This window comes from Brevundimonas sp. (assembly GCF_036400995.1).
GTDB lineage: Bacteria > Pseudomonadota > Alphaproteobacteria > Caulobacterales > Caulobacteraceae > Brevundimonas.
Genome location: NZ_DASWWG010000032.1, coordinates 15,100 through 41,972, shown reverse-complemented (window position 1 = coordinate 41,972; position 26,873 = coordinate 15,100). Strand labels below are relative to the sequence as shown.

The 26,873-nt window shown below is 69.6% G+C and carries 28 protein-coding genes and 1 tRNA gene; 15 read left to right on the top strand and 14 right to left on the bottom strand.

The window, feature by feature from the left end:
• The 4 genes from VGE03_RS04325 to queC form a co-directional block, all read right to left on the bottom strand.
• Window positions 1-291 (bottom strand): GNAT family N-acetyltransferase (locus VGE03_RS04325; RefSeq protein WP_331045236.1); only part of this gene is annotated, 291 nt, incomplete at its 3' end.
• The gene (locus VGE03_RS04320; protein WP_331045235.1) at window positions 291-659 is read right to left on the bottom strand and encodes a 6-carboxytetrahydropterin synthase; all 369 of its coding nucleotides are present in this window, start codon (window positions 657-659) and stop codon (window positions 291-293) included. The genes VGE03_RS04325 and VGE03_RS04320, both read right to left, overlap by 1 nt.
• Window positions 659-1,294 (bottom strand): 7-carboxy-7-deazaguanine synthase, encoded by a 636-nt coding sequence (gene queE, locus VGE03_RS04315; protein ID WP_331045234.1) that lies wholly within the window; start codon window positions 1,292-1,294, stop codon window positions 659-661. Before queE ends, VGE03_RS04320 begins: the two co-directional genes overlap by 1 nt.
• Window positions 1,291-2,013: a 7-cyano-7-deazaguanine synthase QueC gene (gene queC, locus VGE03_RS04310; protein ID WP_331045238.1), complete on the bottom strand. Its 723-nt coding sequence runs from the start codon at window positions 2,011-2,013 to the stop codon at window positions 1,291-1,293. Before queC ends, queE begins: the two co-directional genes overlap by 4 nt.
• A 203-nt stretch (window positions 2,014-2,216) precedes the next feature.
• Between queC and VGE03_RS04305 the strand changes: the two genes are divergently transcribed.
• The 8 genes from VGE03_RS04305 to VGE03_RS04270 all read left to right on the top strand — a co-directional run bounded on the left by VGE03_RS04305 (window position 2,217) and on the right by VGE03_RS04270 (window position 7,623).
• Window positions 2,217-3,821 (top strand): response regulator, encoded by a 1,605-nt coding sequence (locus VGE03_RS04305; protein ID WP_331045233.1) that lies wholly within the window; start codon window positions 2,217-2,219, stop codon window positions 3,819-3,821.
• Between the two features lie 65 nt (window positions 3,822-3,886).
• On the top strand, window positions 3,887-4,363 hold the full coding sequence (locus VGE03_RS04300) for a PaaI family thioesterase (protein ID WP_331045232.1): 477 nt from the start codon (window positions 3,887-3,889) through the stop codon (window positions 4,361-4,363).
• Complete coding sequence (locus VGE03_RS04295; protein ID WP_331045231.1) at window positions 4,360-4,758, top strand: PaaI family thioesterase; 399 nt, start codon at window positions 4,360-4,362, stop codon at window positions 4,756-4,758. The genes VGE03_RS04300 and VGE03_RS04295 overlap by 4 nt, the downstream gene beginning before the upstream one ends.
• Before the next feature lie 266 nt (window positions 4,759-5,024).
• The gene (locus tag VGE03_RS04290; RefSeq protein ID WP_331045230.1) at window positions 5,025-5,366 is read left to right on the top strand and encodes a hypothetical protein; all 342 of its coding nucleotides are present in this window, start codon (window positions 5,025-5,027) and stop codon (window positions 5,364-5,366) included.
• 88 nt (window positions 5,367-5,454) lie between these two features.
• Window positions 5,455-5,883: a hypothetical protein gene (locus tag VGE03_RS04285; protein WP_331045229.1), complete on the top strand. Its 429-nt coding sequence runs from the start codon at window positions 5,455-5,457 to the stop codon at window positions 5,881-5,883.
• 11 nt (window positions 5,884-5,894) lie between these two features.
• Window positions 5,895-6,161: a hypothetical protein gene (locus tag VGE03_RS04280; protein WP_331045228.1), complete on the top strand. Its 267-nt coding sequence runs from the start codon at window positions 5,895-5,897 to the stop codon at window positions 6,159-6,161.
• A gap of 236 nt (window positions 6,162-6,397) precedes the next feature.
• Window positions 6,398-6,955 (top strand): phosphodiester glycosidase family protein, encoded by a 558-nt coding sequence (locus tag VGE03_RS04275; protein ID WP_331045227.1) that lies wholly within the window; start codon window positions 6,398-6,400, stop codon window positions 6,953-6,955.
• A 35-nt stretch (window positions 6,956-6,990) separates the two neighbouring features.
• Window positions 6,991-7,623, top strand: a complete 633-nt coding sequence (locus tag VGE03_RS04270; RefSeq protein WP_331045226.1) for a helix-turn-helix transcriptional regulator — start codon at window positions 6,991-6,993, stop codon at window positions 7,621-7,623.
• Between the two features lie 186 nt (window positions 7,624-7,809).
• Here the strand turns inward: VGE03_RS04270 and VGE03_RS04265 are convergent, their stop codons facing one another.
• The 6 genes from VGE03_RS04265 to VGE03_RS04240 all read right to left on the bottom strand — a co-directional run bounded on the left by VGE03_RS04265 (window position 7,810) and on the right by VGE03_RS04240 (window position 13,249).
• A complete protein-coding gene (locus VGE03_RS04265; protein WP_331045225.1) occupies window positions 7,810-8,286 on the bottom strand; it encodes an SH3 domain-containing protein in 477 nt (158 codons plus the stop codon).
• A 78-nt stretch (window positions 8,287-8,364) separates the two neighbouring features.
• Complete coding sequence (locus VGE03_RS04260) at window positions 8,365-8,745, bottom strand: hypothetical protein (protein WP_331045224.1); 381 nt, start codon at window positions 8,743-8,745, stop codon at window positions 8,365-8,367.
• Between the two features lie 91 nt (window positions 8,746-8,836).
• Window positions 8,837-10,513, bottom strand: a complete 1,677-nt coding sequence (locus VGE03_RS04255) for a lysine--tRNA ligase (protein WP_331045223.1) — start codon at window positions 10,511-10,513, stop codon at window positions 8,837-8,839.
• A gap of 49 nt (window positions 10,514-10,562) precedes the next feature.
• On the bottom strand, window positions 10,563-11,162 hold the full coding sequence (locus VGE03_RS04250; RefSeq protein WP_331045222.1) for a hypothetical protein: 600 nt from the start codon (window positions 11,160-11,162) through the stop codon (window positions 10,563-10,565).
• Between the two features lie 180 nt (window positions 11,163-11,342).
• Window positions 11,343-12,785, bottom strand: coding sequence for a response regulator (locus tag VGE03_RS04245; protein ID WP_331045221.1), 1,443 nt, complete (start codon window positions 12,783-12,785; stop codon window positions 11,343-11,345).
• A gap of 47 nt (window positions 12,786-12,832) precedes the next feature.
• Entirely contained in the window at window positions 12,833-13,249 is a 417-nt protein-coding gene (locus VGE03_RS04240; RefSeq protein WP_331045220.1) for a hypothetical protein, read from the bottom strand.
• 97 nt (window positions 13,250-13,346) lie between these two features.
• Between VGE03_RS04240 and queA the strand changes: the two genes are divergently transcribed.
• From queA to tgt, 3 genes are read left to right on the top strand one after another with little or no spacing between them, the layout of a single operon-like run.
• Complete coding sequence (queA, locus tag VGE03_RS04235) at window positions 13,347-14,456, top strand: tRNA preQ1(34) S-adenosylmethionine ribosyltransferase-isomerase QueA (RefSeq protein WP_331045219.1); 1,110 nt, start codon at window positions 13,347-13,349, stop codon at window positions 14,454-14,456.
• A complete protein-coding gene (locus VGE03_RS04230; RefSeq protein ID WP_331045218.1) occupies window positions 14,453-14,929 on the top strand; it encodes a hypothetical protein in 477 nt (158 codons plus the stop codon). The genes queA and VGE03_RS04230 overlap by 4 nt, the downstream gene beginning before the upstream one ends.
• A complete protein-coding gene (gene tgt / locus VGE03_RS04225; RefSeq protein WP_331045217.1) occupies window positions 14,926-16,038 on the top strand; it encodes a tRNA guanosine(34) transglycosylase Tgt in 1,113 nt (370 codons plus the stop codon). The genes VGE03_RS04230 and tgt overlap by 4 nt, the downstream gene beginning before the upstream one ends.
• A gap of 70 nt (window positions 16,039-16,108) precedes the next feature.
• Here the strand turns inward: tgt and VGE03_RS04220 are convergent, their stop codons facing one another.
• Together VGE03_RS04220 and VGE03_RS04215 are read right to left on the bottom strand one after the other, a co-directional pair.
• Window positions 16,109-16,648 (bottom strand): hypothetical protein, encoded by a 540-nt coding sequence (locus VGE03_RS04220; protein ID WP_331045216.1) that lies wholly within the window; start codon window positions 16,646-16,648, stop codon window positions 16,109-16,111.
• 57 nt (window positions 16,649-16,705) lie between these two features.
• A tRNA-Lys gene (locus VGE03_RS04215) sits at window positions 16,706-16,782 on the bottom strand.
• Window positions 16,783-16,907: 125 nt separating this feature from the next.
• On the opposite strand from VGE03_RS04215, the gene VGE03_RS04210 reads away from it, so the two are divergent.
• Window positions 16,908-17,999, top strand: coding sequence for a CaiB/BaiF CoA-transferase family protein (locus tag VGE03_RS04210; RefSeq protein WP_331045215.1), 1,092 nt, complete (start codon window positions 16,908-16,910; stop codon window positions 17,997-17,999).
• 2 nt (window positions 18,000-18,001) lie between these two features.
• Here the strand turns inward: VGE03_RS04210 and VGE03_RS04205 are convergent, their stop codons facing one another.
• On the bottom strand, window positions 18,002-19,744 hold the full coding sequence (locus VGE03_RS04205; protein WP_331045214.1) for an ATP-binding protein: 1,743 nt from the start codon (window positions 19,742-19,744) through the stop codon (window positions 18,002-18,004).
• 199 nt (window positions 19,745-19,943) lie between these two features.
• On the opposite strand from VGE03_RS04205, the gene VGE03_RS04200 reads away from it, so the two are divergent.
• From VGE03_RS04200 to VGE03_RS04190, 3 genes are all read left to right on the top strand, one after another.
• Window positions 19,944-20,198 (top strand): hypothetical protein, encoded by a 255-nt coding sequence (locus tag VGE03_RS04200; protein ID WP_331045213.1) that lies wholly within the window; start codon window positions 19,944-19,946, stop codon window positions 20,196-20,198.
• A gap of 146 nt (window positions 20,199-20,344) precedes the next feature.
• Window positions 20,345-22,090 (top strand): autotransporter assembly complex family protein, encoded by a 1,746-nt coding sequence (locus tag VGE03_RS04195; protein WP_331045237.1) that lies wholly within the window; start codon window positions 20,345-20,347, stop codon window positions 22,088-22,090.
• Window positions 22,087-26,319: a translocation/assembly module TamB domain-containing protein gene (locus VGE03_RS04190; protein WP_331045212.1), complete on the top strand. Its 4,233-nt coding sequence runs from the start codon at window positions 22,087-22,089 to the stop codon at window positions 26,317-26,319. Before VGE03_RS04195 ends, VGE03_RS04190 begins: the two co-directional genes overlap by 4 nt.
• A 6-nt stretch (window positions 26,320-26,325) precedes the next feature.
• Here VGE03_RS04190 and VGE03_RS04185 read toward each other — a convergent pair whose 3' ends face one another.
• On the bottom strand, window positions 26,326-26,841 hold the full coding sequence (locus VGE03_RS04185) for a hypothetical protein (protein ID WP_331045211.1): 516 nt from the start codon (window positions 26,839-26,841) through the stop codon (window positions 26,326-26,328).
• Window positions 26,842-26,873: the final 32 nt, after the last annotated feature.

The following is a 26,873-nucleotide window of genomic DNA, read 5'->3' as shown; positions in this document are numbered from 1 at the left end:
CAAGGCCCCCGCCACGCCGCGTCCGGCCACGTCCGGATCGGCGTACAGAAAGTCGATATGGCCGTCGGCCTCCAGGTCGACGAAGGCGATGACCCGGTCGGCGTCATCGACCGCCACCCAGCATCGCCGCCCGTCCGCCATCTTCGCCGCGAACCGTTCGGCCGTCGGCCCCTGCCCGGCCCAGACCTCGACCTGTTCCGGTGAATAATCGCGCGCGCCGATGGCCCGCACCGCGCGGCCATAGACGTCCGCCATGGCGGCGGCGTCGCCCTCACGATAACTACGGATCATCACAGGCTCAGCACGCACCGCTCGTTGATGGTCGGGCGCGCCACCTGAACCCGGCACAGGCCCGGCCAGTCCGGCTTCAGCCGGTTGACGAACCACAGGCACAGGTTCTCCAGGCTGGGCAGCTCCAGCCCGGGCTTCTCGTTCAGCATACCGTGGTCCAGCTCCTCGGCCGCCGCCTTCAGCGCGCGGTCCAGCGCGCCCAGATCCGCAACCCAGCCGTGCTCCGCGTCCAGCACCTCCGACCGCACCGTCGCCTCGACCGTGAAGGAATGGCCGTGCACCCGGCGATAGATGCTTCCTTCCGGCTCGTTCGGGAAATGGTGGGCCGCGTCGAAGGTGGCCTGTTTGGTGATTTCAAAGACGGGCATTAGCGGACGCCGATGTATTTGTGGGTCTGGACGCTCAGGCGCCATTGGGGGTGGGTCAGGCAGTATTCGATGGCGGCGGCGGTGTTGGCCGCCTGGTCGGGGCCGTCCATGGGTTGCAGCCAGAAGCGCTCGAAATCGAGGTGCTCGAACCGGTTCGGCATGGCCTTGGCCTGCGGATAGACCAGCTTCAGCTCCTGCCCCTTGATCTGGATCACCTCGGCGTCGGCCTTGGGGCTGATGCACACCCAGTCGACCCCGTCCGGCGCGGCCAGGGTGCCGTTGCTCTCGATGGCGATCTCGAAGCCCCGCGCGTGCAGGGCGTCGATCAGGGGTCCGTCCAGCTGCAGCAGGGGCTCGCCGCCGGTGCAGACCACCAGCTTCGGATCGCCCGCGCGGCCCCGCCACATCCCAGCGACATGGTCGGCCAGCAGGTCCGCCGTGGCGAACTTGCCGCCCCCGTCGCCGTCCGTGCCGACGAAATCCGTGTCGCAGAAGGTGCAGACGGCGGTGGCCCGGTCGCGCTCCAGCCCGTTCCACAGATTGCAGCCGGCGAAGCGCAGGAAGACCGCCGGACGGCCCGCCTGGCCGCCCTCCCCCTGCACCGTCAGGAAGATTTCCTTGGCCGCATAGCTCATTGACCCGCGACCCACTCCGCATGGCCCGCCGCCCGCAGTTCGCAGGCGGGACAGTCGCCGCAGCCGTAGCCCCAGTCGTGATGATGCTCGCGGTCGCCGCGGTAGCAGGTGTGCGACGCCTCCACGATCAGATCGACCAGCGCCTCGCCGCCGATGCTGTTCGCCAGTTCCCAGGTCTGGGCCTTGGTCAGGTGCATCAGGGGGGTGTCGATCACCACCGGCTTGTCCAGACCGAGGCTCAGCGCCCGCGCCATCGCCTCGATGGTGTCGCGACGGCAGTCGGGATAGCCCGAGAAGTCGGTCTCGCACATGCCGCCGACCAGCACCTCCAGCCCGCGCCGGTCCGCCAGCGCGGCCGCGCAGGTCAGGAAGACCAGGTTGCGCCCCGGCACGAAGGTCGTCGGCAGACCGCGTTCATCCATCTCGATGGCGCGCTCGGCCGTCAGGGCGCTCTCGGCGATCTTCCCGTAGCCGGTCAGGTCGACGACGTGGTCCGGCCCCAGACGATCCGCCCACTGCGGCAACACCTTCGCCATGCCGTCGCGCACGTTCAGACGCGCGTCCATCTCCACCGCATGCCGCTGGCCATAGTCGAAACCGACGGTCTCGACCCGGTCGAACCGCTCCAGCGCCCACGCCAGGCAGGTGGCGCTGTCCTGCCCGCCAGAGAACAGAACAAGAGCCGATTTTTCAGCGTGTTTTTCAGCGTTCCGGGACAATTCGCTCACGACAAACCTGCGGTCGGCCGGTCGGCCGCGCGCATGGACAAGGGGATTGGGCCTGATTTCGGCGGACCGGCCTTCTACACCCGCGCACGCCCGAGAGCAAAAAAGGCAGGACGGCGCCCGATGTGATTCGTTTTAACCCTTCTGCAAATGGTTCTCCGGCAATGTCCACCGGTCTCAGTGGAGTGCCGGCCAGTATGCCGACAATCGAAACCCTTACGGAACGCGCCGAGGCCGTTACGCCCCAGACGCCGGGGAGCGACGTTTTCGCGCGCTTCGAACGTGAACCGGACACCCTGGTGATCCCGGTTGTCGAGGGGGATCGCCCCGTCGGCCTGATCGAACGCAACGCCTTCCTTCTGAAGATCGCCGGCGCCTTCGGCCACGCCCTGTACGCGGGTCGTCCGGCCGTTCATGTGATGGACAGCGAGCCCGCCGTGGTCGAGGCCGGCGTCCAGATCGACGCCTTCTGCGATATTCTCCAGCAGGGCGGACCCGGCGCGCTGATGCGCGGCTTCATCGTCACCCGCAACGGCAAGTATCACGGCGTCGGCACGGCGGTGTCCCTGCTGCAGGCGGTGAACGAGCGCCAGCGCCAACAGAACATCGAACTCAGCGACACCCGCACCCAGGCGCTCGCCGCCGCGCGGGCCAAGAGCCAGTTCCTCGCCATCATGAGCCATGAGCTCCGCACGCCCATGAACGGCGTGCTGGCCGTGGCCGAACTCCTGCGCCGCCAGCCGCTGAACGCCCAGGCCCAGGCCCACGTCTCGACCATCGTCGAGTCGTCCGAGACCCTCCTGCGCATCCTTCAGGATGCGCTGGACCTCTCGCGCGCCGAGGCCGGCGAGCTGGAGCTCAACGCCGAACCGACCCCGCTGCGGTCCATGATGGACGACGTCGAGGCCATGTGGGCGCCCCGCGCCTCGCAGGACAACGTCACCCTGATGGTCAGCTATGAGGGCGACACCGAACTGGCCGCCGTGATCGACTCGATCCGGATCAAGCAGGTGTTCAACAACCTGATCGGCAACGCCTTGAAATTCGCCCGCAACGGCGTGGTCGAGGCCGGGCTGAAGGCGGTCGCCGAGGGTGATCGCATCCGTCTGGAAGCCCGCGTCCGCGACGACGGCCCCGGGCTGGACGCCGACCGCGTCGATGTCATTTTCGAGCCGTTCGTACACGGCTCCGGTCCCGACGGCGCCGGTCTGGGCCTGTCGATCTGCCGCCAGATCATCGACCGCATGGACGGCCGCATCTGGGCCGAGAACAATCCGGGCCGCGGCGCCACCTTCGCCTTCGACCTGAACGCCGAGCGCGCCGAGATGGAGGCCGCCCCGGCCTCGAACGTCGAAATCCTGCCCGATCTGGACCTGCAGGACAGCCCGCACATCCTGATCGTGGACGACAACGCCACCAACCGCGTCGTCGCCCAGGCCCTGTGCGAGATGTTCGGCTGCACCTCCGAAACCGCCGAGGACGGCGTCGAGGCGGTCCAGGCCGTTCAGGAACGCCGCTTCGACATGGTCCTGATGGACATCAAGATGCCGCGCATGGACGGCGTGCAGGCCACCCAGGCCATCCGCGCGCTGGACGGGCCGGTCCGCACCATCCCGATCGTCGCCCTGACGGCCAACGCCGATCCGGAAGACGCCCGCAAATACCTGTCCATCGGCATGGCCGCGGTCGTCGAGAAGCCCATCAAGCCGGAACGCCTGCGCATGGCCATGAACGCCGCGCTGGAGCAGGCCGCCATGGCGGACGTGGTCCAGGCCCCCGCCTCGGCCCGCTCGGTCGCCTGACCGCGACCGCGTCCTGAAAACAGACGCACTTGCGCTGCCCCGCCTGTCGGGGACAGAACTGGACCATGTCCGCTTCGCCCCTCGCCGCCCTGCTGCCCCAACTGGCCTCGGCGCCCGCCCACACCCACGCCCTGGGATTCGCCTTTGAGGGCGTGGCAGGCGACCGCGTCCGCCTCAAGGTGCCCTGGCGCGAGGATCTGGTCGGCGATCCGGAGACCGAGGTGCTGGCCGGCGGGCTGGTGACCACCCTGCTGGACCATGCCGGCGGCATGGCGGTCTGGGTCGCCCTGGACCGCTTCGAGCCCATCGCCACCCTCGACCTGCGCGTCGACTACATGCGCGCCGCCCGTCCCCGCGCGGGACTGATCGCCGAGGCGCGCTGCTACCGCCTGACCCGGTCGATCGCCTTCGTGCGGGCCTGGGCGTTCGAGGACGATCCAGAAGACCCGGTCGCGGCGGCCCAGGCGGCCTACATCCTGACCGCAAGCGACTCGCGCGGCGTCGGGGCGAATCTCAAGCCGCGTCGGGAGGCCGGGGCATGAGCAGCCTGCTGGACACCCTCCCCTACGCCCGCTTCCTGGGCCTGGTCTCCGACCGCGACGCGGACCGCCTGACGGTCACCATGCCCTTCGCCGACAAACTGATCGGCAATCCGGTGCTTCCGGCCCTGCACGGCGGCTCGACGGCCGCCCTGCTGGAACTGACCGCCGTCGCCCAGGTCGCCCTGCTCTATCCGCGGCTCGAGCTCCCGCGCCCGATCAATGTGACGGTGACCTATCTCCGCTCGGGCCGGCCTCAGGACGTCCACGCGCGCGCCGTGATCAGCAAGGCCGGCCGCCGGGTCGCCCATGTCCAGGCCGAGGCCTGGCAGGACGACGAGGCCCAGCCGATCGCGAGCCTCAGCGCCCACTTCCTCGTCGCCGAGCACGACCTCTAGCCGCGACACGCGTCTTCCTCGAGCGTCTGACGGACTGAACTTCCGCCCGCGAACCCGGGCGGCGGCGGGCGACTCATGCCCGGCCGTGAACGGCCCTTTTCCCGCAGCAAAATCTCTCCGCCTGCCGACCCCGTCGAGGCGTGGAATCGCCCGCGCTCAGGGAAAATTGGTAAACAGAGTCCTGACAAACACGGCAAACAAAACCCTACCAAGTACTACCGTTCCGTGTTAATGCATCGGTTACCATGTTTTTGTTGGAGGGTTTTATGGATAAGGCTGAAGTCATCGCCAGCGTCGCCGGCGACCTGAATGCGACCGAACAGGCGGTTGACGCCGCGATCGCCCAAGCGACCACCCTGGTCCAGGCGATGATCGGCGCCCGCACTGCCCTCAGCCTGTCGCCCGTGACCGGCGCCGAATCGCAAGCGAAGGCCATGGAAGCCATCGCCGCGCTCAGCGCCGCCCGTCAGGCCGTCGTGGCCTGCCACGAAGAACTCGCCAAGGACCACCGCCGCATGGGCTGGGGCACCTACGCCATCGGCGTTCTGGACAAGCCGGCCGAAACCGGCCCGGCCCAGCCGCCGGTCGGTCGCCTCCGCGCGGTTTAATTCGACGTAATGTCCGCCGCCGGTCATTCCGGTTTGCGCAGACTCGATGCAAAGTCGCCCTCATGCCCGACGGCATGGGGGCGATTGCATGTTTGACACCCTCGCATCGCAGATCGGCTTCGCAATCGCGGTGCTGGTGACTGCGTTTGCGTTCCTGAAGGGCGATGAGCCGGAGCGTGTGGGCGCGGGGGCCTATATGCTCGGCCTGTTCGCGTCCCAACTCGTCCAGGACAAGGGCGCCACGGACGGCACCCAATGGGGGCTGATGGCCATCGACGCCGTCTTCCTCGCCGTCTGCGTCGGCCTCGCCTGGAAAAGCCGCCGCGCCTGGCCCGTCTGGGTCTGCGCGCTGCAGTGCCTGATCGTCATGAGCCACCTGCTGACCCTGGTCGATCTGCGCCCGCCGCCCGGGGCCTTCTTCGCCGTCATCAATATCGCCAGCTACGGCGTCCTGGTCGCCATAGCCGCCGGCACCTTCTGGGCCTGGCAGGAGCGACGGGCCGCCGGTCTCGAGTAACCGGAGTTCCCATGGCCGAGATCCGTAACCAGACCCTGTCGGGGGATCAGTCGATCGACGGCAACGTCTACATCGGCTGCGATTTCCGGAACGCGCGCCTGATCTTCGAGGGCGGCCAGCCTCCGGTCTTCACCGACTGCGGCTTCACCGATTCCGAGTTCGTGCTGCAGGAGGCCGCCGGGCGCACCCTCGCCTTCCTGCGCGCCATGTCGCCTGCCCGGACGGGCATGCGCGGCGTCGTGGCCGGCCTGATGCCCGAGTTGGGCATTACCGCCTGAAGCGGCCGTCCCGCCTTCTCCTCGCCGCGCTCGCCCTGCTGCTGGTCGGCCTGGGCGGGGTCGCCTGGCTCTGGCGTTTCGCGCCCCCGCCGGCACGCACCGAAATCGCCCTCCCCGCCCCCTGCCGTGAGCAGATCTTCGAAGGCGAGGACTATGTCGTCTGCATCCTGCCGCCCGACCGGTACGCCCTCACCGTCGTTCACACGGACGGAAAGGCCAAGGCGACCGCGGGCGTGATGGACGCGATCCGGACCCGCATCGCGGCCGGACGCAGGCCGGTTCTGGCCATGAACGGCGGCATGTACGACCTGTCGCTGGCCCCGATCGGCCTGCTGGTCGAGAACGGCCGCACCCTGAAGCCGCTGAACAGCCGGGACGGCCCCGGCAATTTCCATCTTCAGCCCAACGGCGTCTTCGCCGTCGACCGCTCCGGCCGGGCGAGCGTGGTCGAGACCTCGCGCTGGCGCACCACCGACCAGACCGCCTTCGCGACCCAGTCGGGCCCGATGCTGGTGATCGGCGGAGACCTGCACCCCGCCTTCGATCATGACGGCGCTTCCCGCTACCGCCGGAACGGCGTCGGCGTCCGGGCCGATGGAACCGTCGTCCTGGCCATTTCGCGCGGCCGGGTCAGTTTCGGCGCCTTCGCCCGGCTGTTTCGGGACACGCTCGACTGCCCGAACGCCCTGTTCCTGGACGGCGCGGTGTCCGCCCTCGCCGTCCCGGAAGGCCCGGTCGTCGGCGGAACCTTCCCCGCGGGGCCGGTCCTGATCGTTGACCGCAAGGCCGGATAGGCGGATATTCCTAGCCTTCCCGGAAGGCCGATCGCTTGCCCCTTTCCCACGCCCGCCTCTGGACCGCCATCGACCGGCTCGCCCGCCGGGAAGGCCTCAGCACCTCGGGCCTCGCCCGGCGCGCGGGACTGGACCCGACCAGCTTCAACCCGTCCAAGCGGTTCGGCCCGGGCGATCCGCCCCGCCCCCGCTGGCCCTCGACGGAAAGCCTGAACCGCCTGCTCGAGGTGACCGGCGTCTCGCTGGGCGACTTCGCCGATCTGGCGCGGGACGGGCCTCGCCCGGAGACCGTGCCCCTGCTGGGCATGGCCCAGGCCGGTCAGGACGGCTTCTTCGACGACGCCGGCCTCCCGGTCGGCGAGGGCTGGGAGCAGACCGAGCTGCCCCGTGCCTCCTCCAGCCTGCTCAGCCTCAGGATCGTCGGCGACTCCATGGCGCCCGTCTACCGTGCCGGAGACCGGGTCATCGTGGATCGCGAGGCCGCCGATGTCCGCCGCGGCGACCGGGTCGTGGTGCGCACGACCGGCGGCGAGACCCTGGCCAAGGAAATCGCGGCCCTGACCGCGAAGGCGGTGACCCTGGCCTCGATCAATCCGGCCTATCCGCCCCGTCCGCTCGACCGCGCCGACATCCTCTGGATGGGCCGCATCCTCTGGGTCAGCCAGTAGCACCCGCGCTCGGGCCGCGAGCGCCCATGCGACGAGCGATAGCGCCCACGCTCAAGCAGCGAGCCGTCGCGCGGTGAGCGATAGCGCCCAAAAGAAAAGAGCCGCCCCTTGCGGGACGGCCCTTCACTTCTTCAAAGCGCGCTCAAGCAGCGAGCGACCGCGTCGCGAGCGTTAGCGCGCCCTGTATCAGTAGGTGCTGACGTAGTGGGCGTTCACCCAGCCGCCGCCGGCGATCTGGACCCACTCGCCCTGCGAACCCACGGCCGAGAACGGCTGACCGGCCGACAGACGACCCACGGTGCGATAGCCGGTGCCCGGGCCCGAACGAATGTTCAGGTTCGAGGTGGCGCGATACTGGGCGCCGCTCTGGGCGTTCACACGGGCGCGCTGCTGGTTACAGCCGATGTACGAGCCGGCCGCGGCGCCGGCGGCGGCGCCGCCGACCGCACCCAGGGTGCGCTCATTGCTCGAAATCTGGCTGCCCGCCAGGCCACCGATGACGGCCCCGATCAGGGCGCCGGCGCGTTGGCGGCCGCCCGGGGCGTCGCAGTTGGTGATGCCGTTCGCCTGCTGCGCGGCGGCGGCGGTGGGGAGGGCCATCGGGGCGAGACCGCCCAGCATGGCGGCGGCGGCGATGGCGACGGTGATTTTCTTGTTCGACATGGCTCTGCTCCTGTCATCGAGTTGGTCGATGGCAGGGAGAATGCCCGTGGCAACCTGAAGGCTCCCGGAGCCGTGTCGTTATATTGCGTTCATCTTCATTGCCGAGCGGCGTTTGCCGATCAGGCGCACGCCCGCCACGGCGCTGCTGGCGATCAGGTGACGCCGCCCGGGGAACTGGAAATCCATCACCCGCGCCCACAGGTGCATGAACCGGTCCTGGGTGGCGAAGATGGTCAGGGCGGCGCGCTCGGGCTTTTTGAACAGCTCCGCCAGCCGCGCGACATGGGCGATGGTCACGTCCTCGGGCACCACCTTGGCGTCCACGATCCAGTCCCAGCTCCACAGCTCGGGACGGGCTTCAAGGATCGGCACGGCCATCTCGAGCGCGCGGTCGGCGGAAACGCCGCTGTTCAGATCCAGATGGAGGATCTTCTGCTCGGGATAGAGGTGGTGGCGCACGATCGGTTCCTCAGACCCGACCACCCATAGTGGTCAGGCCCTTAAGGACTCTCGTGCGCCGGGATAGGGGATATCCCTTGCTTTCCCGAACCTAGGCCAGTTCGCCCCGCGCGCCCTTTTCGATCAGCTCGATCGTCTGGGGCAGGCCGTAGATGGCCGCGAACGAGCCGAAGCGCGGCCCCTGCGACGCGCCCAGCAGCACTTCGTACAGCGCCCCGAACCAGGCCCGCAGCGGCTCGAAGGCGTGCGCCTTGCCCACCGCATAGACCTCGTTCTGGATCGTCTCGCCGTCGGTCGTATCGGCCGGAAGGGCCTTCAGCCGCTCGGCCAGGTCCAGCAGCGCCGCCTTCTCCTGCTCATTGGGCAGGCGGAAGGACTTCGTCGGGCGGACGAAGTCTTCGTAGTAGTTCAGCGCATGCCCCATCAGCCGGTCGAGCGTGGGCTCATTCTCGGGCGTGGCGTCGGGCAGGTACTTGGCGAAATAGGCCCACAGCTGTTCCTTCGACGAGGCGTTGGCCACGCCGACGAGATTCAGCAGCAGGCTGAACGACACCGGGCTGGCGACCTTCGGCGGGTTCCCCGCGTGGATCGACCAGACGGCGTTGTCGATCTGCTTGGCCGGCTCCTGCGTCTGGAACTGGTCGATGAAGGACAGATAGTCGTCGATCGCGCGCGGAATGACGTTGAAATGCAGCGACTTGGCCGACTTCGGCGACTGGAACATGTACCAGCTCAGCGACTCCGGCGTGCCGTAGCGCAGCCATTCGTCCATCGTCAGGCCGTTGCCCTTGGACTTCGAGATCTTCTTGCCCTCGATGTCGAGGAAGAGCTCGTAGTTGAAGCCCTCCGGCGGCGTTCCGCCCAGGGCCCGGCACAGCTTGGACGACTCGCGCACGCTCTCGATCAGGTCCTTGCCCGACATCTCGTAGTCGACGTCCAGCGCGGTCCAGCGCATGGCCCAGTCAGGCTTCCATTGCAGCTTCACATGGCCGCCGGTGACCGGCACTTCGGTGCGGTTGCCGGGCTCGCCCGCCGGGTCCTCGAAGGTGATGGTCCCCTTCTCGACGTTGCGCTCCAGCGTCGGCACCTGCAGCACATGGCCGGTGATCGGGCTGACCGGCAGGAAGGGCGAATAGGTCGCCCGGCGTTCCTCGCCCAGCGTCGGCAGCATGATCGCCATCACGGCGTCGAACCGTTCCAGCAGGGTCAGCAGGGTCGCGTCGAACCGGCCAGAGCGATAGGTCTCCGTCGAGCTCATGAACTCGTAGTCGAAGCCGAAGCTGTCCAGGAAGGCCTGCAGGCGGGCGTTGTTGTGCGCGCCGAAGCTGTCGTGGGTGCCGAACGGGTCGCGCACGCGGGTCAGCGACAGGTGCAGGTCCTCGCGCAGCATCTCCGGGTTCGGAATGCCCTCGGGCACCTTGCGCAGGCCGTCCATGTCGTCGCTGAAGGCGATCAGGCGCGTCGGCCAGTGGTCGCCGGTCAGGGCGCGGAAGGCGTTGCGCACCATGGTCGTGCGCGCCACCTCGCCGAAGGTGCCCATGTGCGGCAGGCCCGACGGACCATAGCCCGTCTCCAGGATCACCGGCCGCTGCAGCGCCTCGAAGGTCGCCAGCGCCTCATCCGCCTTGCCCGCGTCGATCAGCAGTTTCGCCGCATCCCGCTCGGCGTCGCTCAGCCGCTTCTTCAGAACATGGTTCAGAAGATTGCGGGCCTGTTCAAACGGCCACGACTTGGCGTCGCGCGCGAGGAGTTCGATGTTCTGCAGCATGCGACGGGCTTTGCCGCCTTGAGCGGCCGCGGTCAACGCCGCAGCACGGTCAAACCGCCGTCGCCCGCTCGATGCGGACAATCTCCGGCGCCTGCGCATCCATGAACATGTAGCAACGCCCCAGCAGCGCCTGCTTGCCGAAATCGTCGAAGACGTTCGACCCCAGAGGCGTGATCAGGACCTCATCCCGGGCCAGCCCATCCTGATGACGCGCCTCCACCTCCGCCCAATGCTGACGGGCCAGATCGGCAATCACCACGTTTGCGATGGGCTGGGTGTAGGTCACCAGCACATTGCCGTCGTCCATGGGGCGGGGCGTCATGTCGGGATGGGCGTTGAAGACGCGGGACAACGCCTCACGGGCCTGCTCATCCGCCTGCACCTCGGTCAGGCCCGGCACGAGGATCGCCACAGTCCCATGGCGGAAAACCGCCAGATCGCGCCTTCCGTCCGTATAGTACCTGAAACGGTCCACCACCTGCTCGGTTGAGGGCCCGAAAGACGGGCGCCAGTTCGGCACGGGAGGGAAGCTCTCATCAGCCTGCGCCGGCGGCGGCGCCGCCTTCGCCTTGACCGAAAGGCCCAGCGCACCCGCGATGGAGCCGAGGAACGTGGTGCGCCTGCTCATCAAAACCGTCTGGATGCCCATTCGCTATCGCTAGCCGGAATTCGTGTCGGACGGAACGGCCGGATCAGGCCGGCGTCACCGCCTCCGCACCGTTCCCGCTTCCATCGCCGATCAGGGCGAAGGGGAGAAGGTCCGGAGCTTTCATCCTGCGCCGATCCGGCGCAGAGGGTTCCGGTTCAATCCGACCGCCGGCCACCGTCGTCAGGCGACCGCACCGACGGCCTGTGCGCGCCACGTCTCACGCCAGGGCGTCGTGGCCCACGCGAACAATTTGGTCAGCAACTCCGGCGCTTTCACCGGCTTGGCGATGCAGTCGTTCATGCCCACGTCCGCATAGATCGCGAGCTGCTCGTCCAGCGTGTTGGCGGTCAGGGCGATGATCGGCACGGCCGACGCCTCGTCATTCAACAGACGGATCCGCCGCGTGGATTCCACCCCGTCCATGACCGGCATCTGGATATCCATCAGGATCACATCCCAGTCCCCGCGCGCCGCCGCCGCCAGCCCCTGGGCGCCATCGTCCACCGTCTCGCAGACGATCCCCTGCATCGCCAGAAGCGCCATGACGAGGGCCCGATTGCTGTCGTTGTCATCGACATAGAGCACGCGCATCGCCCGCCCGTCGTCTTCATTGGCGGCGACGGGATCGTCCTCTGACGTCTCCCGGTCCCGGGCGCCGGTCGGCTCCATGCCCCCGGTCCAGTCCTCGCACTGGGACAGGCCGATCATCTGCTCCACCACCGTGGCCAGACGCTCGCCGGCCGCATGAATGCGCCCTGCATGATCCTGTTGCGCGGGGGCCAGTCCGGCTTCCGTCAGCAGGGCCGAGAAGCCCAGCACCGCGTTCAACGGCGTGCGCAACTCGTGCGACATGTCCGTCAGGAAGCGCTGCCGCGCTTCGGCCATCGCGGCCTTCTGTTCGGCGGCGGCGCGCGCGGCTTCGGCCTCGACCCGGTCGGTCACGTCACGCTCGTTCAGCAGGACGCTGATCGCGCCGGTGACGGGATCGTGCAGCGGGCGGCAATCGACATGGTGCCAGCGCGGGCCGCCTCCCGTCAGCATCTGGAACAGTGCGCCGGTGGCCTGCCCCTCCATCGCGCGGGCCAGAACCCCCTGACCCTCGTCCGGGCTCGCGAAGCGCGCCACGAAGCCCGCGTCCAGGCCATAGGCCGCGAAGGCGGCCGGATTGGCGAACAGAGACCTTCCCTCTCCGTCGAACAGGCCGACCGGTCCGGAGGAGTGGCGCAACGCCTCCACCGCCCGGCGTTCCTCCGCCTCGACCTCGACGCCCGCGGCCTCGAACAACAGGACGTCACGTCCGTCATCAAGGGCGATGGTCGAGATGACGGCCTGCACCGTCACAGGACTGCCGTTGGGATAGAAGGTCCAGCGTTCCTCGACCTCCCGCCCCTCCGCGGTGGCGGTTCTCAGGCGTTCGGTTCGCGTGCGAACGGCCGGCGAAAGCTTCGAGAAGTCCCGCGACAGGAGTTCGGCGAGATCGACAGCCCCCCAGAGGGCCAGGGCGGCGACGTTGGCGTAAACCCCGCGACAACTGACCGGATCAAACAGCCAGACGGGTCGACGCAGGCTGTCCCAGGCGTCGAGACGTCCACCCTCAGCCAGTCGCGGAAGCTCGATAGTCATGCATGGAGCATGCCCTAAACGCCTGAAGCAACGCTTAAAACAGGCGATCAGCCCTCGGCGTTACCCGAAGCGCCGGTCTCCCCCACGCCCGGAATCGCGATGCAGCGCTGGCGCGTGCCGCCGTCGGCGGTCTGTTCGACGCGCGGGGCGATGCTGGCGACCGTCGTCCCGTCCGCCTGATAGGTCGCCAGGAATTGGCAGCCGGTCTGCACGTCGGTGACCACATAGATCCCCGGCTGGTCGGTCGGCACGCGCGTCAGATTGGCCGTCACCACGCCGCGCAGGGCGCCGACGGGGTCGTCGGCCGCCTGCTGGATCTGTTCGGCGCGGGTATTGATCTCGGTCGCCGTGGCCGAGGCCTTGGCGGCGGTGTCCTCGATCTCCTGCAGGGTCGAGGCGGCCTCCTCACAGGCGGCGACGAGGCCGAACAGGGCGGAGACGGCGAGGATCGGGATCAGTTTCATGCGGCCATCCTGCATGAAGCCCGGCATCCGGTCAGGCTGACACATGGTCTCAGCCTGCCTTGACCCCGCCGCATGTGCATGGCCTTTGCGCCGCCTGATGAAGACCGCTGATTTCGACTTCCACCTGCCTGACGACCACATCGCGCTGCGCCCCGCCGAGCCGCGGGATTCCGCGCGCCTGCTGGTCGTGCGCCAGGACAGGCTGGAAGACCGGATCATCCGCGACCTGCCCGACTTCCTGCGCCCCGGCGACGCCCTGGTCTTCAACGACACCCGCGTGATCCCGGCCCGCCTGTCCGGCGTGCGCCAGCGGCCCAATCCCGTCGTCGACAGCCCCGAGGGCGACACCCTGACCGTCGATGTCGAGGCCACCCTGCACCACCGCGACGCCCCCGACGTCTGGTCCGCCTTCATGAAGCCGGGAAAGCGGATCAAGGACGGCGACCGCATCCGCTTTGGCGCGGTGACGGACGGCGCCTGTGACCTGGGCCGTCTGGACGCCACGGTCACCGGCAAGGGCGACGACGGCCTCGTCACCCTGAAGTTCGACCTGACCGGCCCGGCGCTGGACGACGCCATCCGCGACGTCGGCGTCATGCCCCTGCCGCCCTATATCGCCGCCAAGCGTCCCGAGGACGACCGCGACCGCTGGGACTACCAGACCGTCTTCGCCGAGCATGACGGCTCTGTCGCCGCCCCCACGGCGGGCCTGCACTTCACCCCGGCCCTGCTGGAGGCCCTGAAGGCGCGCGGCGTCTCGACCCACGCGGTCACCCTGCACGTCGGCGCCGGCACCTTCCTGCCGGTCAAGGCCGACGACACCGCCGACCACAAGATGCACTCCGAGTGGGGCGAGGTCTCGCCGCAGATCGCCGACGCCCTGAACGCCGTCCATGCCGCCGGCGGCCGCATCGTCTGCGTCGGCACCACCTCCCTGCGCCTGCTGGAAAGCGCGACCGGCGAGGACGGCGTGGTCCGCCCCTTCCACGGCGACACCGCCATCTTCATCACCCCCGGCTACCGCTTCCGCGCCGTGGACGTGCTGATGACGAACTTCCACCTGCCGAAGTCGACCCTGTTCATGCTGGTCAGCGCCTTCGCCGGGCTGGAGACGATGAAGGCCGCCTACGCCCACGCCGTCGCGGACGGGTACCGGTTCTACTCCTACGGCGACGGCAGCCTGCTGTTCCGGAGCCCCGAGGCATGAGCACCCTGCCCCGCCCCCTGATCCAGAGCCTCGAGATGCTGGCCGCCACGGCCGAGGCGCTGGAGCTGCGTAACGACTGGATCGTCTTCGGCGGCGCCGCCATGGCCCTGTCCGGCGTGGCCGACCAGCCGGTCCCGGACATCGACGTCCTGACCTCGCAAGAGACCGCCGACGAGCTGATCGAGGCTTTCGGCGGCCGGATCGTCATCCCGAAGACCCAGGACCGCTTCCGCTCCCGCCTGCTGGCCCGCATCGACACGACCCCCGTGCCGATCGAGATCATGGTCGGGCTGGAGGTGAAGACCGACGACGGCTGGGCACCCGTCGCCTTCCGCACCCGTGTTGACCGCCCGGTGCAGGATCGCCACATCCCGACACCCCGCACCGCCGAACAGGCCGCCATGGCCCGCCGCTTCGGACGCCCCAAGGACCTGCAGCGCGCCGAGGCGCTGGACAAGCTGACCGACCGATGACCTTCCCGTTTGAAATCTCCGCCACCGACGGCCGCGCCCGCACCGGCGTGCTCAAGACCAGCCGCGGCGACATCCGCACCCCCGCCTTCATGCCCGTCGGCACCGCCGCCACGGTCAAGGCCCTGACGGTCGATCAGGTGAAGCAGACCGGCGCGGACATCCTGCTGGGCAACACCTATCACCTGATGCTGCGCCCCGGCCCGGAGCGGATGGAGCGCCTCGGCGGCCTGCACAACTTCATGCGCTGGGACAAGCCGATCCTGACCGACTCGGGCGGCTTTCAGGTCATGTCCCTGTCGGGCATTTCGAAGCTGACCGAGGAGGCCGTGACCTTCTCCAGCCATATCGACGGCTCCAAGCACGTCCTGACGCCGGAGCGGTCCATCGAGATCCAGGCCGACCGTCTGGGCTCGGATATCGTCATGCAGCTGGACGAATGCGTCGCCTGGCCCGCCGAGGAGAAGCGCGCCCGCGAGGGGATGGAACTGTCCGCCCGCTGGGCCCTGCGTTCGAAGAACGCCTTCGGGACCCGGGACACGCAGGCCCTGTTCGGCATCCAGCAGGGCTCGACCTACGAGAACCTGCGCAAGGAATCGTCCGAGCGCCTTCAGGAGATCGGCTTCGACGGCTACGCCATCGGCGGCCTGGCCGTCGGCGAGGGCCATCAGGCCATGTGCGAGGTGCTGGACTACGCCCCCGAGTTCCTGCCCAAGGACCGCCCCCGCTATCTGATGGGCGTCGGCAAGCCGGTTGATCTGGTGGAAGCCGTCTGGCGCGGCGTCGACATGTTCGACTGCGTCCTGCCCACCCGCGCCGGCCGCCATGGCCAGGCCTGGACCTGGAACGGCCCGATCAACCTGAAGAACGCCCGCTTCGCCGAGGACCAGGACCCGCTGGACCCCGAGGTCCCCTGCCCGGCGTCGCAGGAGTATTCAAAGGCCTACCTGCATCACCTGATCCGCGCCGACGAAATCCTCGGCAAGATCCTGCTCAGCTGGCACAACATCGCCTTCTTCCAGGCCCTGACCGCCGCCATGCGCGCGGCGATTTCGGAAGGTCGCTTCGAACAGTTCCGCCGGGACTTCCACGCGCGGCACACTTCGAACTGAGGGCTTGGGGTATGGGGTGTGGGGTGTAATCACCCTTTGCCCCCACACCCCATACCCGACTCCCCACACCCTACCGGCGTGGCCTGAACCAGCTCGGCGCCGCCGGCGGGGCGCAGTTCCGCTGCATGCCGATCCCCTTCAGGAAGGCCCGGCGCATCCGCCCGGCCTGCACCGCCGACTGCACATGCAGCCGATGCCGCTCGGCCCCGCTCAGGCGGCGAATCCAGGCTCGCCCGGGGATGAAGTCGGTCGTCGCGTCGCGGATGGCGTCGAGCGCCGCCTTCGACGCCGCGTCCGCCGCCCGCTCGCTCAGATAGGGATTGTCCGGCGCCGGCGGCTCATCCGTATCCGGCCCCAGCGCCTCGTTCAGCCGCGCGATCTCGGCCCCGATGGTGGTGCACTGGTTCAGATTGCGCAGGTCATAGGGATTGGCCTCCGCCTGCAGCAGCACGGTCGGGATGTACTCCCGGCGCAGGTTGAAGTCGTCCAACGGCGCCGTCGCCGCCGCTCCAAATCCTGACCCGAAATCGCGCACCGCCTGCCCGCCTCCGCAGGCGGCCAGAGCCGGAACGAGCATGAGGGCGACAGGGATCAGCAGAAGCGCGCGCATGCGCCCTTCAATCACGCCGGACGGCATGACGAAAGCGCTGCGATGTCAGGAAACCGATGGTACGTCCTCTCGGGCTCGAACCGAGGACCCTCTGATTAAAAGTCAGATGCTCTAACCAACTGAGCTAAGGACGCACATCGTGTCACCGGGCCGCGTCTGCGAATCCGGAGGCGCGGCTTTTCCGACATGTCGCCGCGCGGGTCAACCCCGATCGACGGCCCGCTCGACAGGTTCCTGATCCACCGGCTACGCAAGGGACATGACAGCGCCCGCCAAGCCCCTCTCCGGTCTCCGCATTCTCGAGTTCGACGGCCTCGGCCCCGTGACCTTCGCGGGCATGGTCCTGGCCGACATGGGGGCAGAGGTCCTGCGCCTGACCCGCAGCGCCTCGGCGGGGGCGGCGGTGTTCAGCGATGTCGGCGGAGAGGTCATGCACCGCGGCCGCGCGGCGGTGGCGGTGAACCTGAAGGACCCGGCGGATCACGCCCGCGTCCTCGATCTGGCCCAGAGCGCCGACGCCGTCATTGAGGGCTTCCGCCCCGGCGTCATGGAGCGGCTGGGTCTGGGCCCCGAGGCGCTGGCCGCCCGCAACCCGGCGCTGGTCTTCGGCCGTGTCACCGGCTGGGGCCAGACCGGGCCGATGGCCGATCAGGTCGGGCACGACATCAACTACATCGCCCTCTCGGGCGCCCTGCATCCGCTGGGCGAGCCGGACCGGCCGCCCCGCGCGCCGCTGAACCTGATCGGCGACTACGGCGGCGGGGCCATGTTCCTGGTCTCGGGCCTGCTGGCGGCCCTGCTGCAGGCGAAGACCACGGGCAAGGGGTCAGTCGTGGACGCCGCCATGACCGACGGCTCGGCCCTGCTGACCGGCCTGTTCCACGCCTTCCGACCGCGCGGCCTGTGGAGCGACGCGCGCGGCGCCAACCTGCTGGACGGCGGCGCGCCCTTCTATCGCTGCTTCACCTGCAAGGATGGCCGCTTCGTCGCCGTCGGCGCGCTGGAGCCCCAGTTCTACGCCGCCCTGATCGCCGGTCTGGGCCTGACGCCGGAGGAGGCGCCGCAGTTCGACATGCCGAACTGGCCCGCCCTGCACGCCCGCTTCGAGGCCCTGTTCGCCACGCGCGACCGCGACGACTGGGCGGCCCACTTCGCCGGAACCGACGCCTGCGTCACGCCGGTCCTGACCTTGGGCGAAGCGCCCTCGCATCCGCACAATGCGGCGCGAGCAACCTTCGTCGATCAGGGGGTGATCCAGCCCGCGCCCGCCCCGCGTTTCGACGGACAGGCCATGCCCGAGCCGCAACCGCCCGCCCTGTCACTGGACGAGGCGCTGGCGCGCTGGCGCTGAGGTCAGGCGACCTCGGCCCGCCCCTTCTCCGCCGGAACGCCCGCGCAGGCCTCCGCCAGCGTGTGAACCAGGGCGGCCGGATCGATCGGCTTGCTCAGGAAGGCCTCGACGCCCTCCGCCGCCCACGCCTGACGGTGCACGTCCAGCGCATTGGCGGTCAGGGCGATGATCGGGGTGTCGGCGTTGACCCCGGCGGTCAGACGGATGCGGCGCGTGGCCTCCAGCCCGTCCATCACCGGCATCTGCATGTCCATCAGCACCGCGTCGAACCGTTCAACCAGCGCCGCCTCCAGCGCCTCGGCCCCGTTCTCGACCAGCGTCAGGCGACACCCGTGCGGCTCCAGCAGCAGGTTCAGGATGCGGCGGTTCACCTCGTGATCGTCCGCGGCGAGGATGGAGCGTCCCTCCAGCGCGCCGGCCGCCTCGACCGCCGCCTCGCGCACTTCGGCCGGACGGGTGGTCGACACCGCCATCGGCACGCTCAGGGTGAAGATCGAGCCCTCACCTTCCACGCTGCTGACCGTCAGGCTCCCGCCCATGATCTCGGCCAGCTTGCGGCTGATCGACAGCCCCAGGCCTGTACCGCCGTAGCGGCGCGTGGTGCCCGCCTCGGCCTGTTCGAAGCTGTCGAACACATGCGCCAGCCGGGCCGCGGGAATGCCGCAGCCGGTGTCGGCCACCGCGACGGTCAGCCGCCCGTCCGCCCAGTCCGCCGAGACCCGGATGCGACCCTCGCCCGTGAACTTCACCGCATTGGAGATCAGGTTGAACAGGATCTGCTGGAAGCGCAGCGGGTCGGTGCGGACGCAGTCCGGAACCCCCGGCGCCGCCTCGACCTCCAGCCGGACGCCGTTGGCGGCGGCGCGGGGCTCCCACAGCCGGGCCAGAGAGGCCAGCCGGGCCCGCACGTCCACGTCGTCGGTCTCCAGCACCATCTTGCCGGCCTCGATCTTCGAGACGTCCAGCACATCGTTCAGCAGCCCCATCAGGACCTCGCCGGCGTCGGTCAGCATCGACACGTGCTCGGCCTGGCGGTCGTCCAGCTCGGTCCGGCGCAGCAGGTTGGCCGCCGAGATCACCGCATTCATCGGCGTGCGGATCTCGTGGCTGATGACGGCGAGGAAGTCCGACTTGGCGGCGCTGGCCTCCTCGGCCTTGTGGCGCGCCTCCCGCTCCCGCTCCTTGGCTGAACGCAGCAGGTCCGTCGTGGCGCTGCTCTGGCGCACCGCGACGACCAGATGGCTCATATACAGCAGACAGCCCAGGGCGATCAGCAGCTCCTGCCAGCGTCCGGTCAGGATGGCGCTGATCACCGGCAAACCGAGGAAATAGGCGCCGTGGGTCGCCACCGCCGAGACCAGGATCGGCCTCGCCTGATGCATGTGCAGGCTGACGTGCAGCAACCCGCCCGCCACCTGCACCAGAGCGAACGCGCGCCCGATCTCGCCGCCGGTGAACCACAGCCAGGCGGCGATGCTCGAATAGACGGCCACGCCCAGCGCCGTGACCATGCAGGACAGGATCACGTAGCGACGATCAGGGATCCACTCGGGATGCAGCCGGAATCGCCGGAAGACCGCCCAGTCGATCAACTGGGTGACCAGTACGGCGGCGAACCAGGCCGGCGGCCAGATTCCGGGCGCGAAGAACCAGGCCGTGACGCCGATGAAGGCGGCCAATCCGACCCGGGTCTTCAGCTCCTTGAACCTCACCTGCGATACGAGCGCGTAGGCGGTGGCGGACATTGTTTCGTCTCTCTCCCCACGCGAAGGTTGCGTGCAATTGGGAAAGGATTGGTTTCCGCGAACCTTGATCCGCGATCATTGTGATCGAAGGACCTCAAACAGCAACGCTCGGAGGATGCGCGCCGATGCGAAACACTCTATGGAACAGGGGAACCGGCCGAGCGTTGGAAGGCCTGATCCGGGGGAGACTTTTTCGACCATGAAACGCCTTGCCGTCCTGCTGGCCCTGTCGAGCGCCGTTACGCTCGCCGCGTGCAACGATCCGCGCCCGTCGGAAGACGAGAGCCTCGCGGACAAGGCCGCCGAACAGGCGCCGCCGCCGGTCGTCGAGGAGCCGCCCGCGCCCGAGCCCACGGTGACCCCGCCGCCGCCGACCGATTCGACGGCCCTGCCGCCCGAGCAGCGCACCTCGGAAGAATCCGTCCAGCCGGAAAGCGAAACCCTCTTCTACTGATCCCGACGCCCCGGCGCCGGGGCGCGCCGGATGACGATGACGCCGACGGCGGGGGAGCGCCGTCCTGATGTGCAGGCCGGACGGCCTCTGACGAAGGTTTGAGTTTGACGCCGAGGCCCGCCTTCTTCCTTGTCAGTCTGGCGGGCATGGCCGTCGCGTCCGCCGCCGCGGCCGACCCGCGCGCCCAGATTCGCGGTGAACTGGACAGCGGCCTGCGCGAACAGCTGGTCCGCGCCGTGGGTGAGGTCGACGGCCCGCCCTCCAACCGCTTCGAAGCCCGCCGCCGCGCCCGCAGCGCCATGGAGTCCGCCGAGGCCCTGCTGCGCTCCGAGGGCTATTACCAGCCGGTTCTGGAAGACATCGTCGAGGGCGAGGAGACCCCGGTCGCCATCGTCAGCGTCGTCCCCGGCCCGCGCTTCGCCCTCACCGCCCCGAATGTGAACTGGGTCGCGCCCGAGCCCGACCGCGAGATCGCCGGCGCCGTGATCACCGATATCGGCCTGACGGCCGGCGAGCCCGGCCGCGCGGTCGATGTCATCGCCGCCGAGGGCCGCCTCGTCGCCGGTCTGGTCCGCAACGGCTATGCGGACGCCCGCGCCGAGCCGCGTCGCGTCGTCGTCGACCACGCCGCCCTGACCGTGAACCCGACCTTCAACATCGCCTCGGGGCAGCTGGTGAAGCTGGACGGTGTCCGGCTGGAGACCCGCGGCCCGACCAATCCGGACTGGGTCGCCGGTCTGGCGCCCTGGTCGGAAGGCGATGTCTATGATCCCGAGGACGTGGCCGAGCTGGAGCGCCGCCTGCTGGAGACCGGCGTCTATGACGGCGTCGGCGTGGCCCTCGCCCCGACCGACCAGACCAACGCCGACGGCCATCGCCCGGTCATCGTCACCCTGACCGATCGCCCGCGCCGCATTCTCGAGGCGGGGGCCACCTTCTCGACCGCCGACGGCTCGGGCGTGGATCTGCGCTGGACCTGGCACAACCGCTTCCACCGCGCCGACACCCTGGTCTGGGAAGCCCGGGTCGCCGACGTCGACAGCCGACTGGGCGCCGACCTCAGCCTGCCCCACTGGCGCAGCCCGGGGCAGACGCTCAAGCTCTCCGCCGCCCTGGTGAACGAGGACACCGACGCCTACGAACGCGCCGCCCTGACCCTGTCGGCGGACCTGCAGCAGCGGCTCGGCAAGACCTCCTGGGTCAGCTACGGCGTCGGCTTCGACGCCGGTCACTACAACGAGAACCGCTTCGACCCGCTGACCCAGTTGCCGATCAGCTTCGACCGGGACCTGTACATCCTGACCGGCCGCGGCGGCTTCTACCTGGACCGCTCGAACGACCCGCTGGATCCGACCACCGGTTGGCGCCTGACCGCCTCGGCCCAGCCCACCGTCGTGGGCGGCGAGGACACCGTGCTGTTCCTGCGCGCCGAAAGCCAGGCGACGGCCTACCTGCCGCTTCAGGAGAACGGCAAGACGGTCCTCGCGGGCCGGGTCAGGCTCGGCTCGATCCTCGGCGGCGAGGAGCTGACGGTGCCGTCGGACCGCCTGTTCTACTCGGGCGGCGGCGGCTCCGTGCGCGGCTATGAGTATCAGGGCGTCGGTCCGCGCCTGCCGGACAACACCCCGCGCGGCGGTCTCAGCCTGTTCGAGACCTCGATCGAGATCCGTCGCGACGTCTGGCGCAATTTCCAGGCCGTCGCCTTCCTCGACGCCGGGGCGATCGGCTTCCAGGAGACGCCGAATTTCAACAACCTGCGCTACGGCGCCGGGGTCGGGGTTCGCTACAAGCTGCCGTTCGGCCCGATCCGCGCCGACATCGCCTTCCCGCTCGAGCGTCGCGACGGCGACGCCGACTTCCAGATCTACGTCAGCATCGGGCAGGCGTTTTGACCGACGCCGCCCCGCCCCCGGAAAGCCCGTCCGACGGAACGCCTGAAACGCCCGCCGAGGTGAAAGCCAAGCGTACCCTGCTGCAGGCGATCGCCTTCTTCGGCGGCATGGGGGTGGCCGTCCTGGCCGTGGTGCTGATCCTCGCCCTCATCGGCGGCCGGATGTATCTGGTCAGCGACGCCGGGCGCGAACTGGTCACCAGCTTCGTCGCCGGCAAGAAGATCGGCCGCTACGGCCGGATCAATGTCGAAGGGGTCAAGGGCGACCTGTTCGACGACTTCACCATCGACCGCGTGACCGTGACCGACGCGAACGGCGTCTGGCTGGAAGCCCGCACAGTCCATGTCGACTGGAACTGGTGGCCGCTGATCACCCGCCGCTTCCACGCCACCGAGGTCGAGGCCGACGTCATCCGCCTGATCCGCCGCCCGCTGGTCGAGCCCTCGACCACGCCGCCGGGACCGCAGGCGCTGGCCGTCGACATCGACCGTTTCGCGGCCCGCGTCGAACTGCTGGAAGGGTTCTCCAAGGAGTACGGCCGCTGGACCCTGTCCGGCGAGGCGAACATCCCGCGCCGGGGCGCCAAACAGGCGGTGATCAACGCCGACAGCCTCAGCCGTCCGGGCGATCACCTGCGCCTGAACGCCACCTTCGGCGGCGATCTGGCCGACACCCGCCTGAACCTGCGCGCCGTCGAGGCCCAGGGCGGCCCCATCGCCGGCGCCCTCGGCTATTCGCCGGACCAGCCCTTCCGCGCCACGGCGTTGGTCAACGGCCAGATCATCGACGCCGTCGTGCGCACCGGCGACTTTATCCCGGTGACCATCAAGGGCCGCTACGGCAAGGACAACACCCGGATCAGCGGCTATTTCGACTTCTCCGGCTCGGACCTTCTGGCGCCGTTCGCCGAGCGCATCGGCCGCACCGCCCGCTTCGGCTTCGCCACCACGCCCGACACCGACAACGACGGCCAGCAGGGTGTCGGCTGGTCCCTGATCGCCGAGAACCTGTCGTCCCACGCCAGCGGCCAGATCAGCGTCAAGGACCGCCGCAGCCGTGACGGCGTGCGTCTGGACATCGCCACCCCCTCCCTCACCCGCCTGACCGGCGCCCGCTCGGCGGGTCCGGCCTCCTATGTCGGGACGTTCAGGGGCGACGCGACCAACTGGTCGCTGGACGGTCTGGTCGATCTGATCGGCGTCGAGGCGTCCAGCTATCGCGCCCGCCGCGTCCGGGGCCCTCTCAACCTGCAGGTCCGCGCCGGGCGCATGGCGCTGGACGGCGACATCCGCGCGGACGGCGGCTCGACCGCGGGCATCATCGGCGGCCTGCTCGGCGCACGCCCGCGCGTCCGCTTCGAGGCCGTGCGCCAGACCGACGGCGCTATCCTGCTGCAGAAGATCGATCTGGATGGTCAGGCCCTGAAACTGACCGGGTCGGGCGGACGCAACCTCGTCGGCGGGCTGGGCTTCCGCGGCGACGCCCGCATCACCGACGCCTCGAAGATCCATCGCGGCGCCCGCGGCGCCTTCGGGGGGCCGATCTCCGCCTCCACCGCCCGCACCGGCGCGCCCTGGCGACTGACCTTCGACGGGCGGGGGCGTGGGCTCGCCACCGGACAGGGCGAACTGGACCGCCTGCTGGGGACCACGCCCCGCCTGCAACTGACCGGCGCCCTGGCCGACGGCCGCATCCAGGTTGAACGCGCGGCCCTGACCGGCGCCCAGGGTTCGGCGGGCGCGCGCGGCCTGATCGAGGGCAACGGGACCCTGCGGCTGGCCCTGGACTGGAACGCCCGCGGTCCGTTCGGCATCGGCCCGGTGGAGATCGACGGGGCCATGACCGGCGACGGCGCCCTGACCGGCACCCTGGCCCAGCCCCGCGCCGACCTGCGCGCCGCCTTCGCCCGGGTCAACGCCGGTGCCCTGCACCTGACCGACGCCAACCTGGCGCTCAGCTTCCGCAAGGGGCCCGACGCCTCGGACGGCCGGGTCGCCATCACCGCGGGCTCGAACTACGGCCCCGCCCGGGCCAGCGGGAACTTCTACCTCGGCGGACCGCGCATCCGCCTGACCGACGTCGATCTGGACGCCGGCGGAGTCACCGCCCGGGGCGACATCGCCCTGTCCAGCCGCATCCCGTCCAGCGCCGACCTGACCTTCACCGCCCGCCCCGGCGCCTTCCTGGCCTCGGGCGAGGCCAACGGCCGGGTCCGCCTGACCGAAGGGGGCGGCGCCGAGACCGCCATCCTTGACGTCACCGGCCGCAACGTCCGCTTCGCCGGCTCGCCCTATGTCATCCGCACCCTCGACCTGGACGGCCGCGGCACGCTGGAGCGCCTGCCCTTCACCCTGAAGGCGGACGTCGGCGGCCCCACGCCGGTCTCGTTCGACGGTTCGGGCGTCTACACCCGCGACGGACGCGCCCAGACCGTGGCCCTGAACGGCTCGGGCTCGGTGCGCGAGATTGACTTCTCGACCCGTGCGCCCGCCGTGGTCGCCCTGTCCGGCGACGGCAAGGTGGTCCGCGTCGACCTGTCGGTCGGCGGCGGCGTCCTGACCGGCGACCTGCGTCAGGATTCCCGCGCCGCCGTCATCGAGGCCAACCTGACCAGCGTGGAGCTGGGCTCCCTCGCGCCCGACATGCGCGGCCGGGTCACGGGCCGACTGTCCCTGCGCGGCTCGGGCGACGACCTGTCCGGCTCGGCCAACGTCACCCTCGACGACCTGCGCAGCATCGACGCCCCGCGCGGCATGGAGGTGGACGGCACGCTGAACGCCCTGCTGGTCAACAACACCCTGCGGCTGCAGGCGCGCGCCGTCGACGCCGACGCCGTTCAGGCCAGCGCCGACCTGACCCTGCCGGTCGAGGCCTCGGCCGCCCCGCTCCGCCTCGCCATCGTCCGCACCCGCCCGATGGAGGGCACGGTGAACATCCGCGGCCAGGTCCAGCCGATCTGGGACCTGTTCCTCGGCGGCGACCGCTCCCTGTCGGGCCAGATGACCGCCAACGCGACCCTGGCCGGCACCCTGGCCGAGCCCCGCATCAACGGTCGGCTGGACCTGCAGAACGGCGTCTTCCGCGACAACGCCACCGGCCTGCGTCTGGCGGGCGTGACGCTGAACAGCCGCTTCGACGACACCACCGCCCTGATCGAGACCTTCTCGGCCAATGACGGCGGCGGCGGTCAGGTTAGCGGCGAAGGCCGCATCGGCCTGCGTCAGGGGTCGGGCTCCAGCTTCCAGCTTCTGCTGCGGCGCTTCCGCATCATCGACAACGATATCGCCGAGGCCCGCGCCTCCGGTCCCCTGACCGTCATCCGGGGCGAGGACGGCAACATCCGGCTGGCGGGCGAAATCTCGGTGGACGAGGCCCGCATCGAGGCCAATCCGCCCGGCTCGAACGGCATCGTCCGCATGGACGTGGTCGAGATCAATCGCCCCGGCGGCGACGTCCCGGAAGAACAGCAGAACCGTCCGCGCGGCCCTCAGATCGGCATGGACATCGCCATCCGCTCGCCCGGCGGCGACGTCCGCGTCGTCGGCCGTGGCCTGAATGTCGAGATGGGGGTCAACGCCCGCATCACCGGCACGATCTCCCGTCCGATCCTCACCGGCACGGCCCGGGTGGTGCGCGGCGACTACGACTTCGCCGGCAAGCGCTTCGTCTTCGACCAGACCGGCACGGTCACCCTGTCGACGCGGCCGGACCAGATTCGCCTGAACCTGTCGGCGACGCGCGATGATCCGGCCCTGACCGCCACCATCCGGGTCACCGGCACGGCCGCGCGGCCCGAGATCGCCCTGACCTCCACCCCCGCCCTGCCGCAGGACGAAATCCTGTCCCAGGTCCTGTTCGGCCGCTCGGCCTCGCAACTGTCCGCCTTCGAGGCGGCCCAGCTGGCGGCGGGCGTGGCGGCCCTGGCGGGCGGCGGCGGCTTCGATGTGATCGGCAACCTGCGCGAACTGGCGGGTCTGGACCGCCTGTCCTTCGGCGGCGAGGCGTCCAGCCTGACCGTGGCCGGCGGGCGCTACATCACCGACGACGTCTATCTGGAGATCATCGGCGGCGGCGAGGACGGGGCCGAGGTCAACGTCGAATGGCAGGTCCGTCGCAATCTGACGGTCAGCTCGAAATTCGGTGGACAGGGCGACGCCAGCCTGTCCATCCGTTGGCGCCGGCAGAGCCGGCAGCCGGGCGGCGGCGAAGACCGCCGCCCGAACCGGTAGTCGATCTCAGTCTTCGTAGGTGTTGGCCGCCTCGTAGCGGATCTTGCCCAGGGCGCTGGCGCCGCGAATGCCCGCGATATGGGTCACGACGGCGATCAGCATGGCCACGATCGAGAAGACGCTTAGGTACACCGGCTGTTCGGCGCCCATGGCCAGGCCGAGCGCCGAGGTGCCCAGACCCCAGATGCACAGCACCAGGAAGAGGATCGGCAGCACGATGTTCGGCTTCTTCCACTGCCAGAAGGCCAGACCGAGCTGGAGCACGGCCAGGGCGACGCCCATGATCATGCCCTGCTGGGCGCTGGCGGCCATCTGTTCGGCCGTCGGGGCCTGCCCGGTCAGCCGTTCGATCAGCCGTCCGGCCGCCGCCGCGGCTTCGGGGGTCGAGGCGTACCAACCGCCGACCGCCTGATGGATCGCGCCGATCAGGATGCCCACGGCGCTGACCTTGGCGGCGCCCAGCGCGGCCTCTTCGGTGTGCAGCGGGGCCGTCGGGTTCATCGCCTTGATGATGTCAGTCATCCATTTCCTCCATTGGGATGGACCCCGAGCCT

Bases quoted from the DNA above. Each gene is read 5' to 3' on its own strand.
- VGE03_RS04185 (WP_331045211.1), bottom strand. From the start codon at position 26,841: ATGACTGACATCATCAAGGCGATGAACCCGACGGCCCCGCTGCACACC.
- VGE03_RS04280 (WP_331045228.1), top strand. From the start codon at position 5,895: ATGGCCGAGATCCGTAACCAGACCCTGTCGGGGGATCAGTCGATCGAC.
- VGE03_RS04275 (WP_331045227.1), top strand. From the start codon at position 6,398: ATGGACGCGATCCGGACCCGCATCGCGGCCGGACGCAGGCCGGTTCTG.
- VGE03_RS04195 (WP_331045237.1), top strand. From the start codon at position 20,345: ATGGCCGTCGCGTCCGCCGCCGCGGCCGACCCGCGCGCCCAGATTCGC.
- VGE03_RS04210 (WP_331045215.1), top strand. From the start codon at position 16,908: ATGACAGCGCCCGCCAAGCCCCTCTCCGGTCTCCGCATTCTCGAGTTC.
- VGE03_RS04255 (WP_331045223.1), bottom strand. From the start codon at position 10,513: ATGCTGCAGAACATCGAACTCCTCGCGCGCGACGCCAAGTCGTGGCCG.
- VGE03_RS04245 (WP_331045221.1), bottom strand. From the start codon at position 12,785: ATGACTATCGAGCTTCCGCGACTGGCTGAGGGTGGACGTCTCGACGCC.
- VGE03_RS04220 (WP_331045216.1), bottom strand. From the start codon at position 16,648: ATGCGCGCGCTTCTGCTGATCCCTGTCGCCCTCATGCTCGTTCCGGCT.
- VGE03_RS04250 (WP_331045222.1), bottom strand. From the start codon at position 11,162: ATGGGCATCCAGACGGTTTTGATGAGCAGGCGCACCACGTTCCTCGGC.
- queA (WP_331045219.1), top strand. From the start codon at position 13,347: ATGAAGACCGCTGATTTCGACTTCCACCTGCCTGACGACCACATCGCG.
- VGE03_RS04305 (WP_331045233.1), top strand. From the start codon at position 2,217: ATGCCGACAATCGAAACCCTTACGGAACGCGCCGAGGCCGTTACGCCC.
- VGE03_RS04295 (WP_331045231.1), top strand. From the start codon at position 4,360: ATGAGCAGCCTGCTGGACACCCTCCCCTACGCCCGCTTCCTGGGCCTG.
- VGE03_RS04285 (WP_331045229.1), top strand. From the start codon at position 5,455: ATGTTTGACACCCTCGCATCGCAGATCGGCTTCGCAATCGCGGTGCTG.
- VGE03_RS04230 (WP_331045218.1), top strand. From the start codon at position 14,453: ATGAGCACCCTGCCCCGCCCCCTGATCCAGAGCCTCGAGATGCTGGCC.
- VGE03_RS04200 (WP_331045213.1), top strand. From the start codon at position 19,944: ATGAAACGCCTTGCCGTCCTGCTGGCCCTGTCGAGCGCCGTTACGCTC.
- tgt (WP_331045217.1), top strand. From the start codon at position 14,926: ATGACCTTCCCGTTTGAAATCTCCGCCACCGACGGCCGCGCCCGCACC.
- queE (WP_331045234.1), bottom strand. From the start codon at position 1,294: ATGAGCTATGCGGCCAAGGAAATCTTCCTGACGGTGCAGGGGGAGGGC.
- VGE03_RS04320 (WP_331045235.1), bottom strand. From the start codon at position 659: ATGCCCGTCTTTGAAATCACCAAACAGGCCACCTTCGACGCGGCCCAC.
- VGE03_RS04240 (WP_331045220.1), bottom strand. From the start codon at position 13,249: ATGAAACTGATCCCGATCCTCGCCGTCTCCGCCCTGTTCGGCCTCGTC.
- VGE03_RS04265 (WP_331045225.1), bottom strand. From the start codon at position 8,286: ATGTCGAACAAGAAAATCACCGTCGCCATCGCCGCCGCCGCCATGCTG.
- VGE03_RS04290 (WP_331045230.1), top strand. From the start codon at position 5,025: ATGGATAAGGCTGAAGTCATCGCCAGCGTCGCCGGCGACCTGAATGCG.
- VGE03_RS04300 (WP_331045232.1), top strand. From the start codon at position 3,887: ATGTCCGCTTCGCCCCTCGCCGCCCTGCTGCCCCAACTGGCCTCGGCG.
- VGE03_RS04205 (WP_331045214.1), bottom strand. From the start codon at position 19,744: ATGTCCGCCACCGCCTACGCGCTCGTATCGCAGGTGAGGTTCAAGGAG.